Raw genomic sequence first — 14,410 nt, forward strand, 5'->3', positions numbered from 1 at the left:
GCTCGACGACCGCGCACATGCGCTCCTGCGACTCGCTCATGAGGATCTCCTCGGGCGAGAGCGTGGAGTCGCGCAGGGGGACGTCGTCGAGGGTGACGCGCATGCCGCCGGAGCCGTTGGAGGCCAGTTCGGAGGTGGCGCAGGACAGGCCCGCGGCGCCCAGGTCCTGGATGCCGACGACCAGCTTCTCCTTGAACGCCTCCAGGGTGCACTCGATGAGGAGCTTCTCCTGGAAGGGGTCGCCGACCTGGACGGCGGGACGCTTCGACGGCTTCGCGTCGTCGAAGGTCTCCGAGGCGAGGATCGACGCGCCGCCGATGCCGTCACCGCCGGTGCGGGCCCCGTAGAGGATGACCTTGTTGCCGGCGCCGGAGGCCTTGGCGAGGTGGATGTCCTCGTGCCGCATGACGCCGATGGCACCGGCGTTGACCAGCGGGTTGCCCTGGTAGCAGGCGTCGAAGACGACCTCGCCGCCGATGTTGGGCAGGCCCAGGCAGTTGCCGTAGCCGCCGATGCCGGCGACGACGCCGGGCAGCACGCGCTTGGTGTCGGGGTGGTCGGCGGCGCCGAAGCGCAGCGGGTCCACGACGGCGACCGGGCGGGCGCCCATCGCGATGATGTCGCGGACGATGCCGCCCACACCCGTGGCCGCGCCCTGGTAGGGCTCCACGTAGGAGGGGTGGTTGTGCGACTCGACCTTGAAGGTGACCGCGTAGCCCTGGCCGACGTCGACGACACCGGCGTTCTCGCCGATGCCGACGAGCAGGGCGTCGGACTCGGGGGCCTTCTCGCCGAACTGGCGGAGGTGGACCTTGGAGGACTTGTACGAGCAGTGCTCGGACCACATCACCGAGTACATGGCGAGCTCGGCGCCGGTGGGCCGGCGGCCCAGGATCTCGACGATCCGCTCGTACTCGTCCTTCTTCAGGCCGAGTTCGGCCCAGGGCAGCTCGACGTCGGGGGTCGCGGCCGCGTGCTCGACCGTGTCCAGAGGCGTCTTGCTCATGCGTTGACCAGCTTCTTGAGGATCGAGGTGAAGAACGGGAGGCCGTCGGTGCGGCCGGTGCCGATGAGCGGCTCGACGGCGTGCTCGGGGTGCGGCATCAGGCCGACGACGTTGCCGGCGGCGTTGGTGATGCCGGCGATGTCGTTGAGCGAGCCGTTGGGGTTGACGTCGAGGTAGCGGAAGGCGACGCGGCCCTCCGCCTCCAGCTCGTCCAGCGTGCGCCGGTCGGCGACGTACCGGCCGTCCATGTTCTTCAGCGGGATGTGGATCTCCTGGCCGGCCGTGTAGTCGGCGGTCCAGGCGGTGTCCGCGTTCTCCACCCGCAGCTTCTGGTCGCGGCAGATGAAGTGCAGGTGGTCGTTGCCGAGCATGGCGCCGGGCAGCAGGTGCGCCTCGGTGAGGATCTGGAAGCCGTTGCAGATGCCGAGGACGGGAAGACCCGCCCTGGCCTGCTCGATGACGGTGTCCATCACCGGCGAGAAACGGGCGATGGCCCCGGCGCGCAGGTAGTCGCCGTAGGAGAAACCACCGCACAGCACCACGGCGTCGACCTGCTTGAGGTCCTTGTCCTTGTGCCAGAGCGCCACGGGTTCGGCACCGGCGACACGGATCGCGCGCCGGGTGTCCCGGTCGTCGAGACTGCCCGGGAAAGTGACGACGCCAATACGAGCGGTCACTTCACGGCCTCCGCGGCTTCCTCGACCCGGACGGTGAAGTCCTCGATCACGGTGTTGGCGAGGAAGGATTCCGCAAGATCGTGGATGCGGGCGAGCGCGGCCTCGTCGACCGGCCCGTCAACTTCCAGTTCGAATCGCTTTCCCTGACGGACGTCCGAGATCCCTTCGAAACCCAGTCGCGGCAGTGCGCGCTGCACCGCCTGGCCCTGGGGGTCGAGGATCTCCGGCTTGAGCATGACGTCGACTACGACGCGTGCCACTGGCACTCCCGGTGTGTGGTGCTGAGCAGGTTCCTTCAGACTACCCGCACAAAATTTCTACGCGAGTAGAGTTGTAGGAATCTACGTGAGCCCGATCACGATTCGGCATCACGGGGAGGCGTCGGGGAAAAGATCCGGGAAAGATCCGCGTTCCCTCGCGCATCCCTATTGCGCCACGGACACGCGGACAGATTTAGTCGAGCTTCACATTGCATTGCCGGGCACTGTACAAATGAATTGTCATTAGCAGATACTTTGCCCGATTACAGGCGAACAGACGGCATCTCGGTGACGTCCCGGCACGTCATCACGGACGTCCGGACCGAGATGCCGCACGAAGGGACCGATATTCGTGGCGCAGAAGGTCGTGGTCACTCTCTTTGACGACATCGACGGCTCGGAAGCGGCGGAAACGATCGCCTTCGGACTCGACGGCAAGTCGTACGAGATCGACCTGAATGAAGCCAACGCCAACAAACTGCGGAAGGCGCTCGCGCCGTACGTGGAGGCGGGCCGCAAGCGGTCGCGCTCGGGCAAGGCGTACCAGCAGACGGAGGTCGCCCCCGACCCGGCGGCCGTGCGCGCCTGGGCGCAGGCGAACCGGATGGACGTCCCGGCGCGCGGGCGGATCCCCAAGAGGGTCTACGAGGCGTTCGCCGCGGCCCGGTGAGCCGGCGGGCCCGGCGGGCTGGCGGGCCCGCCCCGGACGGTGACCGGATTCGGCCAGGAGGCCCGGGAGGCCGTCCCCGACGGCCGGTCACCCACCCCGCGGGAGAACCGACTTGCGCAGCACCCCGGGTGATCAGCTAAAGTCTGGAGCACGCCGCCGGGCGAGGCCGAAAGGCCCAGCTCACGGAGTACACGCGGGTGTAGTTCAGTAGTAGAACATCCCCCTTCCAGGGGGAAGGCGCAGTGTGCAATTCCTGTCACCCGCTCTGCACGGCCGTACGGACCACTCCGGTGGATCAGGTAGGCTGGTGCTTGCACCGATCGGTGAAAGCCGGTCGGGAGCCATGCGGACGTAGCTCAGTTGGTAGAGCGCAACCTTGCCAAGGTTGAGGTCGCGAGTTCGAGCCTCGTCGTCCGCTCGGGAAGAAGGCCCCGGTCCATCGGACCGGGGCCTTCTCGTGTGCGCGTGCTCCCGGCCGTCTGACATTTGTCATGCCCGCTGATGACAGCGCGCACTGCTGCCCCGCCCGCCGAGCGGCGATGATTGGATCATGCAAGCAAACGGGCACGAACACGTGATAGAGGTCACCGGCCTGCGTCGTGTGTACGGGGACGGGTTCGAGGCGGTGCGCGGGATCGACTTCTCCGTGCGCCAGGGGGAGATCTTCGCGTTGCTGGGCACCAACGGCGCCGGCAAGACATCGACGGTCGAACTGCTGGAGGGCCTCGCCGCACCGGCCGGCGGCCGGGTGCGCGTCCTCGGGCACGACCCGTACACCGAGCGGGCCGCCGTGCGCCCCCGCACCGGCGTGATGCTCCAGGAGGGCGGCTTCCCCTCCGAGCTGACCGTCGCGGAGACCGCGCGGATGTGGGCCGGCTGCGTCAGCGGGGCACGTCCGCCGCGGGAGGCGCTGGCACTGGTCGGGCTGGAGAAGAAGGCCGACGTGCGGGTGAAGCAGCTCTCCGGGGGCGAACGGCGGCGCCTGGACCTGGCGCTCGCCCTGCTCGGCGACCCCGAGGTGCTCTTCCTGGACGAGCCCACCACCGGACTCGACGCCGAAGGGCGCCGGGACACCTGGGAGTTGGTGAGCGCGCTGCGCGACCGCGGTACGACGGTGCTGCTGACCACCCACTACCTGGAGGAGGCCGAGAACCTCTCCGACCGGCTCGCGATCCTGCACGAGGGACGCATCGCCGCCACCGGCACCCCGGCCGAGGTGACCGCCGCGCAGCCGTCCCGGATCACCTTCGAACTGCCCGAGGGCTACTTCCTCGGCGACCTGCCGCCGCTCGACGAACTGGGCGTGTGCGAGCACGAGGTGGACGGACGGCTGGTCCGGTTGCGGACCCGTGAGCTGCAGCGGGCGGCCACGAGGCTGCTGGTGTGGGCCGAGACGGCCGGGGTGGAACTGAGCGGACTGGACGTGCGGTCCGCGTCGCTGGAGGAGGCGTTCCTGGGCATCGCCCGGGAGGCGTCCGCCACGGGAGAACGGGAGTACGCGGCATGAGCGGGACGGTCACCACGCCGAAGGGGACGCGCGGCACGCGCACGGCGGCCACGACGCCCCTGGGACGCATGGGCGCCCTCGCCCGGGCCGAGGTGACGCTGCTGGGGCGGAGCAAGGGCACCCTCTTCGCCGCGCTGTTCGTGCCGCTGGTGCTGCCGGTCAGCGTGCGCTCGGCGGCCGGGGAGATGGACCTCGAGGAGGCCGGGCTCACCATCGGCGCAGTGGTCCTGCCGGCCGCGATCGGCTTCTCGCTGCTGTTCGCCGTCTACTCGGCGCTCGTCGGCGTCTTCGTCGCCCGGCGCGAGGAACTCGTCCTCAAGCGGCTGCGCACCGGTGAGCTGAGGGACGCCGAGATCCTGGCCGGGTCGGCGCTGCCGGCCGCCGCGACGGGGCTCGTGCAGTCGCTGCTGCTGGCCGCCGGCTGTGTGGTGCTGCTGGACATGGCGGCCCCGTCGGCCGTCCATCTGGCGGTGCTGGGACTGCTGGTGGGACTGGTGATGTGCACGGCGCTCGCCGCCGTCACCGCGAGCTTCACCCGGACCACCGAGAGCGCCCAGGTCACCCCGATGCCGCTGTTGCTGGTCTCCATGCTGGGCTCCGGGATGACGGTCCCCCTGGAGCTGTTCCCCGACCGGCTCGCCTCCTTCTGCGAACTGCTGCCGCTCACGCCCGTCATGACCCTGGTGCGCGGCGGCTTCACCGGCGACCTGCCGGCGGGCGAGGCGCTGGGCGCCGCGGCGACGGCGGTGGCCTGGACCCTGCTGGCGGTGTTTGCTGTGCAGCGGTGGTTCCGCTGGGAGCCGAGGCGCTGACGTACGGAAGGGCAGGGGCACGGGGTCATGAGCGGGCCGGACGGCTGGTGGGGGCGCAAGAGCACGCCGGCGAAGGTCGAGACGTACACGCGGTGGTCGTTCCACTTCTTCGCGCTGATCGAACTCGCGGCGGCCGGCGCGCCGGTGCTCGGATGGGCCGGGCAGGTCGGGCCGGAACTGGCGGTTCTGCTCATCCTCATGGTGGCCGCGCACAGCGCGGTCTGCGCCGTGACCGCCTCACGGGCACTGGACTGGCTGCGGGGGCGGCGGGCGCAGCCCCTGCGGCTGCTGTGGGTGCTCGGTGCCTTCACCGCGGTGGTCTCCGCCACTGCCGTCGCGGTCGCCAGGCTCGGCCCGGCGGGCGAGGGCACCGACGGCGCGGCCGGCGGGGTCTTCGGGCTCGTCCTGGTCTTCGGCGCCGGGAACGTCGCGCTCGGTATACGCAGCCGGCGACGGGTGTTCACCGCCGTGGCGGGTTTCGCGGCGGTCGCGGGACTGGTGTGCCTCCCGCTCGGGATGCCCGGCCCGGCCGCCCTGGGCGTCACCGGGATGGTGCTGGTGAGCGGCGGCTTCCTCGCCTTCGCCTCCATCGTCTCCGCCTGGTTGCTCGGCGTCGTCTACGAACTGGACGAGGCCCGCGAGACCCGCGCCCGGCTCGCCGTCGCCGAGGAACGGCTCAGGTTCGGACGGGACCTGCACGACGTGATGGGGCGCAACCTCGCCGTGATCGCGCTGAAGAGCGAGCTGGCCGTCCAGCTCGCCCAGCGGGAGCGGCCGGAGGCCGTGGCGCAGATGGTCGAGGTGCAGCGGCTGGCGCACGAGGCGCAGCGGGAGGTGCGCGAGGTGGTGCGCGGCTACCGCGAGGCCGACCTCGGCAGCGAACTGGCGGGCGCGCAGGGCGTGCTGACCGCCGCCGGCATCGACTGCACGGTCACCGGCCCCGTGACGGGGCTGCCCGCGCCGGTGCAGTCCGCCCTCGGGTGGGTGGTGCGGGAGGCGGCCACGAACGTCCTGCGGCACGGGGACGCACGGCGGTGCGCGGTGAAACTACGGGTGCGGGAGGGACGTGTGGTGCTGACGGTGGAGAACGACGGGGTGCCGCAGGCCGGCGGCCCGGGCCGGGGATCCGGGCTCGTCGGGCTGCGCGAGCGGCTGGCGGAGATCGGGGGGACGCTGCGGGCCGGACCCGCCGGGGACGGACTGTTCCTGCTGACCGCCGAGGTCCCCCTGCCCGCGCACTCCGGCGAGGCTCCCCCCGCGGCGTCCGCGGCCGCGCACGCCCCCCTTCCCCTGAGCGAGGTCACACCATGACGGAACCCCGGCCCGTGCGGCTGCTGCTGGCCGACGACGAACACCTGATCCGGGGGGCGCTCGCCACGCTGCTGTCGCTGGAGGACGACCTGACGGTCGTCGCCGAGGCCGCGACCGGACCGGAGGCGCTGGCGATGGCGCGGGCGCACATGCCCGACGTCGCCGTCCTGGATCTGCAGATGCCCGGCGCGGACGGTGTGAAGGTCGCCACATCCCTGCGGGCGGAGCTGCCCGGCTGCCGGGTGCTGATCGTGACCAGTCACGGGCGGCCGGGGCATCTGAAGCGGGCGCTTGCGGCGGGTGTGCGCGGGTTCGTCCCCAAGACCGTCAGCGCGCAGCGCCTCGCGGAGATCATCCGCACGGTGCACGCGGGAAACCGTTACATCGACCCCGAGTTGGCCGCCGACGCGATCGCCGCCGGGGACTCCCCGCTGACCGCGCGCGAGGCCGAGGTGCTGGAACTCGCGGCGGACGGGGCGCCCGTGGCGGAGATCGCGGAGCGGGCCGCGCTGTCCCAGGGAACCGTGCGGAACTACCTGTCCTCGGCCGTCTCGAAACTCGGGGCGGAGAACCGGCACGCGGCGGTGCGCCTCGCCCGCGAGCGAGGTTGGGTATAGTTGCTCTCGCGCCACGGCGCAACGCGGACGTAGCTCAGTTGGTAGAGCGCAACCTTGCCAAGGTTGAGGTCGCGAGTTCGAGCCTCGTCGTCCGCTCAGGATCAAGGCCCCGGTCATCGACCGGGGCCTTTGTCGTGCGCTCAGCTCCAGGTGGTCCCCGTCAGCCGCTCGTACGCCTCCACGTACTTGGCCCGGGTCGCGTCCACGACCTGCTGCGGCAGCGGCGGCGGGGGCTGCTCGCTCTTCCGGTCCCAGCCGGACTCGGCGGACGTCAGCCAGTCCCGCACGTACTGCTTGTCGTACGACGGCTGCGCGCGGCCCGGCTGCCACTGCTCGGCCGGCCAGAAGCGGGAGGAGTCCGGGGTGAGCACCTCGTCCGCGATGACCAGGTCGTCGCCCTCGAAGCCGAACTCGAACTTGGTGTCGGCGAGGATGATCCCGCGTTCGCGGGCGATGTCGCGGGCCCGGGAGTAGGCGGCGAGGGTGGCCTGGCGCAGGCGGGCCGCGGTGTCCGCGCCGACCTGGCGGGCCACCTCCTCGTAGGGGACGTTCTCGTCGTGCTCGCCGACGGCGGCCTTGGTGGCCGGGGTGAAGATCGGGGCGGGCAGCTCCGATCCGTCCGTCAGGCCTTCGGGGAGGGCGAGGCCGCAGACGGTACGGGACTCGTTGTACTCGGCCAGGCCCGAGCCGGTGAGGTAGCCGCGGGCCACGCACTCGACGGGGACCATGTTCAGGGACTTGCAGACGAGGGTGCGGCCCGCCCAGTCGGCGGGGGCGCCGGCCGGGAGCTCGGTGCTCAGGACGTGGTTCGGGAGCAGGTCGGCGAGCTGGTCGAACCACCACAGGGAGAGCTGGGTGAGGACCCGGCCCTTGTCGGGGATCTCGGTCGGCAGCACCCAGTCGTAGGCGGAGATGCGGTCACTGGCGACCATCACGAGGTCGCCCGCCTCGTTCCGGTACAGCTCGCGCACCTTTCCGGTGTGCAGATGCACCAGGCCCGGGACCTGGATCGGCTCGGGCTTCTCGACGAATCCGGACACGGTTCCTCCCCGTGGTGATGTCCAATGACTCGATTCTCCCGTATGGGGCGAACGGGCTTGGCCACGGGTCGGTGCGGGTGCGTCGCCCGGCGGGTCAGTCGCGTTTGCAGATGCGGTCGAGGAGGTTGGCGGTGGCGCGCTGGACGCGGGGGTCGACGCGGCCGGGGCGGTCCAGGGCCGGGGACCAGGCGGAGGTGCCGGAGGCGAACACCCAGGCGCCGGACGGGGCCCGGTAGAGGGACGTCTCCTGGTGCCGCCGGGTGCCCTCGCGGTCGGTGTACGGGGAGTGCGCGAGCAGGACGCGCTCCTCGTACTCGGGCAGCGGGGTGCGCGGGAAGTAGCGGTCGGCCTCGCCCGCGACCATTCCCTCGAGGCCGTCGCCCTCGTGCGCGCCGGTCGCCTCCCACATCCAGTGGCCGGCGTTGCGGACGATCAGCGGGTGCGGCTCGGGGACGTGACCGGCGTACTGGATGCCGAGCAGCTGCTGCTCCGCGCGGTCGGTCTCCCGCCACAGCGCCGGTCTGCCCGGGCCCCTGCGCTTGCGGCAGGTCAGCAGGCGGTCGGGGCCGGACGGGGAGGGGGCGAGCTCGGCCTGCCAGTACATCGTGTGGGCGGAGAGGAAGACCAGGGACGTGCCGTGCTCGCGGGCGCGTTCCACGGCGTCGCGCATGGGCTTGGACCAGTACTCGTCGTGGCCCGGGAAGATCAGCCCCCGGTGGCGGGTGGGGTCGACGCGGCCGGCGTGCAGGTCGCGGGCGTCGGCGTAGGCGAGGTCGTAGCCGTAGCGCTCGGCCCAGCGGATCACGTCGTAGGCGTGCCCGACGTGCAGGGGGAGGCCGGTGCCCGCGTACGGGCGGTCGAAGGAGACGGTGGTGGCGGCGTCGGCCTCACCGAGCAGACGGCCTTCCTCGTCCCAGGCGTGGTGGAGGCTGGCGCCGGTGCGGCCGTCCTCCGGGTAGAGGTTGTACGCCTGCCAGGTCACGTCGGGCAGCACCAGGAGCAGGTCGGCGGGGCGGTCGTCGCGGACCGTGAACGGGACGTGCGAGCGGTGGCCGTCGGCCGTGGTGAGGACGGCGACGTACGCGCCGACGCTCCAGTACGACGGGACCGGCAGCCGCCAGGACAGCCACCAGTGGTGGCAGGAGACGGTGCGGTCGGCGGTGAGCGGCGGGGGCTGCACGATGCCGGAGAGGCGGGGGCTGGAGGTGATGCGGGTGGCGCCGCGGCCGCCGTAGTGGCCGATGCGGTAGACGTCGACGCCGAACTCCTGGGGCGGCTCGACGGTGATGTGGAAGTCGACGGCCTCACCGGGGGCGACCCCGCCGGTGGAGGCGAAGCCCTTGATCCGGCGGTGCACGTCGTCGGCGGCGCGGGGACCGCCGGAAGGGCGCGGCGCGGGGGCCCCGGGCGCGCCCTGTCCCGGGGGGCGGGCGGTGGACGCGGGGGGTTCCGGATCCGCGTACCGGGGGGCGGGCCGGCCGGTGTCGCCGGCGTGCGTCTCGCTGCCGCGCAGCCACGGGAGGGGGCCCTGCCCGAAGGGGTCGTGCACGGTGTGCGCCCGCGCTCCCGGCTCCCGGCGGCGAATCCGCTCCCCACCCATGATCGCTCCCCTCCCCCGTGCCCCCGTGGCGGTGCGGCGCGTGGTGCCTTCGGTCGCCGTCCGGCGAATGGTGCCGGCCGACGGTCATGCGCGTGTCGTAGGTCGCGTGCCCTCGCCGGGGAACGCGAACGGCCCCAGCACATCACATGGAGCACACAATCCGTCACTGTTCGTTTTGGATTGACCGAAAGCGCAGAGGCCGGCTCCGGGAGGGGCGGGGCGGTCGGCGGCTCAGACGAGCCGTACCGGCTTCTCCGGGCGTATCCCCTGCCGGGCCAGCCACAGGCGCAGGGCCGCCGGGTCGCCGTCCTCGATCAGGGCCAGGACCTGGGGGGGCAGGTCCGTGGCCCGCTCGCCGCCGACGAGCAGGGTCGGGCCGTCGAGCCAGTCGAGGCCGGGGGCGGCGCCCGCGGTGTCCATCGCCGCGCAGCAGACCATCGCGGTGATGTGGTCGGCGAGAAGCTCGCGGGCGGTCCGCGGGGGCTGGAGGGGGAAGAGGGGGAGGGCCCGGTCGTCCCAGAGGGGGACGGGGTCGTGAACGCCGGGGGAGGCGGCGCTCCCGGGGGCGGCGGAGGCCGGGGTGGAGCGCGGGGAGGCCACCCTCTCCTCCCGGGCCAGCTCGGCGCTCAGGCGGGCGGCCAGGGCGGCGCTGCGGGCGGTGGTGCCGGCCAGGTCCTCGTCCTCCGGGTCCGGTTCGGGCTCGGTGGGTGGGGGCGACGCCGCCGGCGGGACCGGCCCGGCGGGCGGGGCCGCCGGGGCCGGGTCCGTCAGGTGGTCGAGGACGCGGGTGAGGGTCGGTCCGTCGGGGTCCGGCGTCCCGCCGTCGGCGGCGGGGCGTACGCGCAGGGCGTCCAGGACCCGGTGGAGGCGGGCGGCTTCGGTGCGCCACTTGCGGTCCACGACCTCCTCCGGATAGTCGGCCCAGTGGACCGGCGCCCAGTCCCGGCCGGGCTCCGCGGGACCGCCGTGGAAGAGGCGGGCGGCGAGGAGGGAGGCGGCCTCGTCCACCGCGCCGGGCTCTTCGAGCAGGTCACAGGCGGGACGCTCGCCGAGGCGGGAGGCGAAGCCCTCGGCCAGCCGGTCCCGGCGGGACAGCTCGGTGAGCGCCGCCACCACTCCGGCGTTGAGCCGCGAGGGCCAGCGGCCCATCCGCCAGGCCGGCAGCGCCACCCGGGTGAGCAGCCGGTCCCAGCCCGCGTACGCCAGGCCCACCTGTTCCTGGGCGACGATGCGCAGCCCGTAGTCCACGGCCTGTGCGCGCTCGGCCGCCGCCGCGGCGACCCCGCGCTCCATCTCGGCGGCGTGTCCCCGGCAGCCGTGCAGCAGCACCCGGGCGACCCAGCCGACGCCCGCGAGCGCCCCCCGGAACACCGCTCCCCGGCGGGGCGCCGAGGCCACGGCCACCGCCGCGTCCAGGCCCCGCACGAAACGCCGGGCGGCCGCTATGTCCGGGTGCGCCGACGGTCCCGTACCGGCGACGACCGGAGCGAGGACCGCGCGCAGCTCGCCCACGCGCATCCACCACAGGAACGGGGAGCCGATCACCAGCACGGGCGCGGCGGCGCCCGGATGCGGGTGCCGGCCCGCACCGGCCATGTCGTCGTGCTCCTCGGCGGACGGCCGGCCGTGGGCCGGATGGGTACGGTCCTCGAGCCAGCTGTCGCAGTCCGGGGTGAGCGCTATCGCGGACGGTGCGGGGACGTCGAGTCGGTCGGCGAGGTCGCGCACCATCCGGTACAGGTCCGGGGCCGCCTCCTCGGCGATCGGCACCGTCGGGCTCATGGCGGGCCGGGCCCGGGCGACGACCAGGGCGACACCGGCGGCGGCGAGCAGGACGAGCACCGCGACGGGGGTGAGGAACCAGCGGGCGAGGTCCCATCCGGTGCCCGGAAGATGGCCGGTGGGGCCGCCGACGAGCAGGATCACGGCGCCGGCGGCCGGCAGCACGGCGACGGCCAGCGCCCGGCTGCGGATGCGCAGCACGGCGAGCGCCCGTGACCGCGCGGCCTGCGCGCCCGCCTCCGCTCCCGTTCGGCTTCCGCTCATGGCCCGACCCCACCCCCTCCCGGTGGTCCTGACGCTGTCCTGGCGTTGCTCACTCCCCCACTGTGGCACCCGCCTCTGACATCGCAATGCCGATGGGCCAAGTGCCGGAACGCATGCGCGGCACCCTAGTTGGGGCTCCGGCCCTCGTCAGCCGGATGGCCCATTGCTCACTCGATGGAATGGCTTTGGGGAAAGGTGGATGACCGACCGCAAGGGTCAGGCCCCGGATCCTGAGACGGATCCGGGGCCTGCGGGGTTCATCGGTGCCGAGGACGGCACCCGTCACGACGACGCGTCCTGCGCCGCCTTCGCCGCGATGTCCGTACGGTGCTGGGAGCCGTCGAGGCGGATGCGGGCCACCGAGCGGTAGGCGCGGTCGCGGGCCTCGGTGAGGTCCTTGCCGGTCGCCGTGACGGACAGCACGCGACCGCCCGCGCTGACGATCGCGTCGCCCTCGCTCCTCGTCCCGGCGTGCAGCACGTACGCGTGCGGCGCGTCCTGGGCGGCGACCTCGTCGAGGCCGGTGATCGGGTCGCCGGTGCGCGGGGTGCCCGGGTAGTTGTGCGACGCGACGACCACGGTGACCGCGGCCTCGTCGCTCCAGCGCAGTGGCTCCAGGTGGGCGAGGTTTCCGGTGGCGGCGGCCATCAGCACACCGGCCAGCGGGGTCTTCAGGCGGGCCAGGACCACCTGCGTCTCGGGGTCGCCGAAACGGGCGTTGAACTCGATCACCCGCACCCCGCGCGAGGTGATCGCGAGACCGGCGTAGAGCAGGCCGGAGAACGGGGTGCCGCGGCGCCGCATCTCGTCGACCGTCGGCTGGAGGACCGTCTGCACGACCTCGTCGACCAGCTTCGGGTCGGCCCACGGCAGCGGGGAGTACGCCCCCATGCCGCCGGTGTTCGGGCCCTCGTCGCCGTCCAGCGCGCGCTTGAAGTCCTGGGCGGGCTGGAGGGGCAGGACCGTCTCGCCGTCGGTGATCGCGAAGAGGGAGACCTCGGGGCCGTCGAGGTACTCCTCGACGACCACGCGCCCACAGGCCCCCGCGTGCGCCCGGGCCGCCTCGATGTCGTCGGTGACGACGACGCCCTTGCCGGCGGCGAGCCCGTCGTCCTTGACGACGTAGGGGGCGCCGAACGCGCCGAGGGCCGCGTCGACCTCCTCGGGCGTCGTGCAGACGTACGACCGGGCCGTGGGCACGTCCGCCCCCGCCATGACGTCCTTCGCGAAGGCCTTGGAGCCCTCGAGCTGCGCGGCCTCCCTGGAGGGGCCGAAGACCGCGATGCCCGCGTCGCGCACGGCGTCGGCGACACCGGCGACGAGGGGGGCCTCCGGGCCGATCACCACGAGGTCCGCGCCGAGCCGCGCGGCCAGCGCGGACACGGCCGCGCCGTCGAGGGCGTCGACCTGGTGCAGCTCGGCGACCTCGGCGATGCCGGCGTTGCCGGGGGCGCAGTGCAGCGCGGTGACGTCGGGGTCGAGGGACAGGGAGCGGCACAGGGCGTGTTCGCGGGCGCCGCTTCCGATGACGAGGACCTTCACGGGGTCAGCCTAACGGGAGGCGGCGGATTCGCTTTGTGCGGGCTTCCGAAAGGGTGGGCGACGAGGTTTTGTGGGTTTCTCCAGGCCGCGCGGCCCGCCGGGTGAGGGGCGCGGCGGGGCGCGGGGCGGCCCTACTCGTTGGTGAGCTCCTCGACCACCGTCGCGCCGAGCTCCCGGACGATCAGCTCCTGCCCGGAGAGGGCGGATTCGTCCAGGTCGGGGTCGTCCTCCTCGGGGATGTCGTCCTCGGGGGAGACAGGGGGCGGCTCCGGGGCGGACGGCCGGGGCGCCGGGGCGGGCGTGGGCGCGGGGACCGCCGGGGCGCCGGTCGCCTGCGCGGAACCGGACGGGGAGGACGGCACTGACGGCGCGGACGGCTGAGCGGGGGCGGGACGCTGACCGGCTCCGGCTCCGGTGCCGCCGTATCCGCCGGCACCGCCACCGCCGCCGTAGCCTCCCCCGCCGCCGTGACGGCCGCCGGGGGGTCCGGCCGGGGCGGGGGCCGCCGCACCGCCGCCGGACGGGTCGACGACCGCCTCGATCTTCCACTGGACGCTGAACTGCTCGGCCAGCGCCTGACGCAGTACGTCCTCGCTGCCACTGCTGAGGAAGTTGTCCCGCGCGCCGGCGTTCACGAAGCCGAGCTGGAGGGTCGTGCCGTCGAACGCGGTCACCTGGGCGTTCTGGCTGAGCAGGATCCAGGTGAAGCGGCGGCGGTTCTTGACCGCTTCCAGGATGTTCGGCCAGAGCATGCGGGGGTCGAGGCCCCCGCCGCCCGAGGGCGCGGGAGCCGAGGGTGCGGGCGCGGAAGCCGCCTGGGGCGCGGGGGCGCTCGGCGCGGCCGGCCCGCCGCCTGCCGGGGCGGCCGTGGGCCAGCCGCCGGGCCGGCGGCCACCGCTGCCGGCGGAGGCCGCGGTGGGCCAGGCACCGGGGGCGGGCGCCGCGGGGGCGCTCGGCGCGGCCGCCGGGGGCGGAGCCTGCGCCGGAGCGGGCGCGGGGGCCGGAGCGGATGCGGGGGCGGGCGCGGGGGCCGGAGCGGGCGCGGACGGTGCGGGAGCCGCCGGCGGGGCCGGAGCGGGCGCGCCGCCGGGGCCGCCCCCCGGGGTCCGCACCGCGGCCCGGGCGGCGGCGGCCCCGCCTCCCGGCGGAACCGGGGCATGGCCCTGCGCCTGACCGGCCGCCGCTCCCCCGTGGGCGTCCGGCCCGGGCACGTACCCCAGGGCGGGCAGGCCCGCGCCGCCGCCCGCCGAGAAGTTCACGCCGCGCTCGATCCGGTCCAGGCGGGCCATGACCGAGCGCTCGTCGCCGTAGGCGGCGGGAAG

General features: G+C 73.7%; 12 protein-coding genes, 3 tRNA genes and 1 pseudogene. 8 read left to right on the top strand and 8 right to left on the bottom strand.

Going from position 1 to position 14,410, the window contains the following annotated elements; genetic code table 11:
• From RIM90_RS25640 to purS, 3 genes are all read right to left on the bottom strand, one after another.
• Positions 1 to 1,006, bottom strand: a 1,006-nt coding sequence (locus RIM90_RS25640) for an AIR synthase related protein (protein ID WP_309063124.1), incomplete at its 3' end; no start/stop codon positions are given.
• Complete coding sequence (purQ, locus tag RIM90_RS25645; RefSeq protein ID WP_309063125.1) at positions 1,003 to 1,683, bottom strand: phosphoribosylformylglycinamidine synthase subunit PurQ; 681 nt, start codon at positions 1,681 to 1,683, stop codon at positions 1,003 to 1,005. The genes purQ and RIM90_RS25640, both read right to left, overlap by 4 nt.
• Positions 1,680 to 1,943 carry a phosphoribosylformylglycinamidine synthase subunit PurS gene (gene purS, locus RIM90_RS25650; protein ID WP_309063126.1) on the bottom strand — a complete coding sequence of 88 codons (264 nt, stop codon included), beginning with the start codon at positions 1,941 to 1,943 and terminating at the stop codon, positions 1,680 to 1,682. The genes purQ and purS overlap by 4 nt, the downstream gene beginning before the upstream one ends.
• 352 nt (positions 1,944 to 2,295) lie before the next feature.
• Between purS and RIM90_RS25655 the strand changes: the two genes are divergently transcribed.
• The 8 genes from RIM90_RS25655 to RIM90_RS25690 all read left to right on the top strand — a co-directional run bounded on the left by RIM90_RS25655 (position 2,296) and on the right by RIM90_RS25690 (position 6,956).
• Complete coding sequence (locus tag RIM90_RS25655) at positions 2,296 to 2,613, top strand: Lsr2 family protein (RefSeq protein ID WP_309063127.1); 318 nt, start codon at positions 2,296 to 2,298, stop codon at positions 2,611 to 2,613.
• A 193-nt stretch (positions 2,614 to 2,806) separates the two neighbouring features.
• Positions 2,807 to 2,878: transfer RNA gene (locus RIM90_RS25660), tRNA-Gly, on the top strand.
• A gap of 80 nt (positions 2,879 to 2,958) precedes the next feature.
• Positions 2,959 to 3,031, top strand: a tRNA-Gly gene (locus tag RIM90_RS25665).
• A gap of 132 nt (positions 3,032 to 3,163) precedes the next feature.
• Positions 3,164 to 4,120 carry an ABC transporter ATP-binding protein gene (locus RIM90_RS25670; RefSeq protein WP_309063128.1) on the top strand — a complete coding sequence of 319 codons (957 nt, stop codon included), beginning with the start codon at positions 3,164 to 3,166 and terminating at the stop codon, positions 4,118 to 4,120.
• Complete coding sequence (locus RIM90_RS25675; RefSeq protein ID WP_309063129.1) at positions 4,117 to 4,932, top strand: ABC transporter permease; 816 nt, start codon at positions 4,117 to 4,119, stop codon at positions 4,930 to 4,932. Before RIM90_RS25670 ends, RIM90_RS25675 begins: the two co-directional genes overlap by 4 nt.
• Before the next feature lie 27 nt (positions 4,933 to 4,959).
• Entirely contained in the window at positions 4,960 to 6,243 is a 1,284-nt protein-coding gene (locus RIM90_RS25680; protein ID WP_309063130.1) for a histidine kinase, read from the top strand.
• Complete coding sequence (locus RIM90_RS25685; protein WP_309063131.1) at positions 6,240 to 6,860, top strand: response regulator transcription factor; 621 nt, start codon at positions 6,240 to 6,242, stop codon at positions 6,858 to 6,860. Before RIM90_RS25680 ends, RIM90_RS25685 begins: the two co-directional genes overlap by 4 nt.
• Positions 6,861 to 6,883: 23 nt before the next feature.
• A tRNA-Gly gene (locus tag RIM90_RS25690) sits at positions 6,884 to 6,956 on the top strand.
• 44 nt (positions 6,957 to 7,000) lie between these two features.
• On the opposite strand, the gene RIM90_RS25695 is transcribed toward RIM90_RS25690, so the two are convergent.
• The 5 genes and pseudogenes from RIM90_RS25695 to RIM90_RS25715 form a co-directional block, all read right to left on the bottom strand.
• On the bottom strand, positions 7,001 to 7,900 hold the full coding sequence (locus RIM90_RS25695; protein WP_309063132.1) for a phosphoribosylaminoimidazolesuccinocarboxamide synthase: 900 nt from the start codon (positions 7,898 to 7,900) through the stop codon (positions 7,001 to 7,003).
• A gap of 94 nt (positions 7,901 to 7,994) precedes the next feature.
• Positions 7,995 to 9,500 (bottom strand): N,N-dimethylformamidase beta subunit family domain-containing protein, encoded by a 1,506-nt coding sequence (locus RIM90_RS25700; RefSeq protein WP_309063133.1) that lies wholly within the window; start codon positions 9,498 to 9,500, stop codon positions 7,995 to 7,997.
• A 231-nt stretch (positions 9,501 to 9,731) separates the two neighbouring features.
• Positions 9,732 to 11,546, bottom strand: a complete 1,815-nt coding sequence (locus tag RIM90_RS25705) for a hypothetical protein (RefSeq protein WP_309063134.1) — start codon at positions 11,544 to 11,546, stop codon at positions 9,732 to 9,734.
• A gap of 282 nt (positions 11,547 to 11,828) precedes the next feature.
• Entirely contained in the window at positions 11,829 to 13,088 is a 1,260-nt protein-coding gene (purD, locus tag RIM90_RS25710) for a phosphoribosylamine--glycine ligase (RefSeq protein WP_309063135.1), read from the bottom strand.
• Between the two features lie 131 nt (positions 13,089 to 13,219).
• Positions 13,220 to 14,410: pseudogene (locus RIM90_RS25715) on the bottom strand (DNA polymerase III subunit gamma and tau); the annotation flags it as partial.

Origin of the sequence: Streptomyces sp. (genome assembly GCF_031181555.1) — a bacterium.
Lineage (GTDB): Bacteria > Actinomycetota > Actinomycetes > Streptomycetales > Streptomycetaceae > Streptomyces > Streptomyces fimbriatus.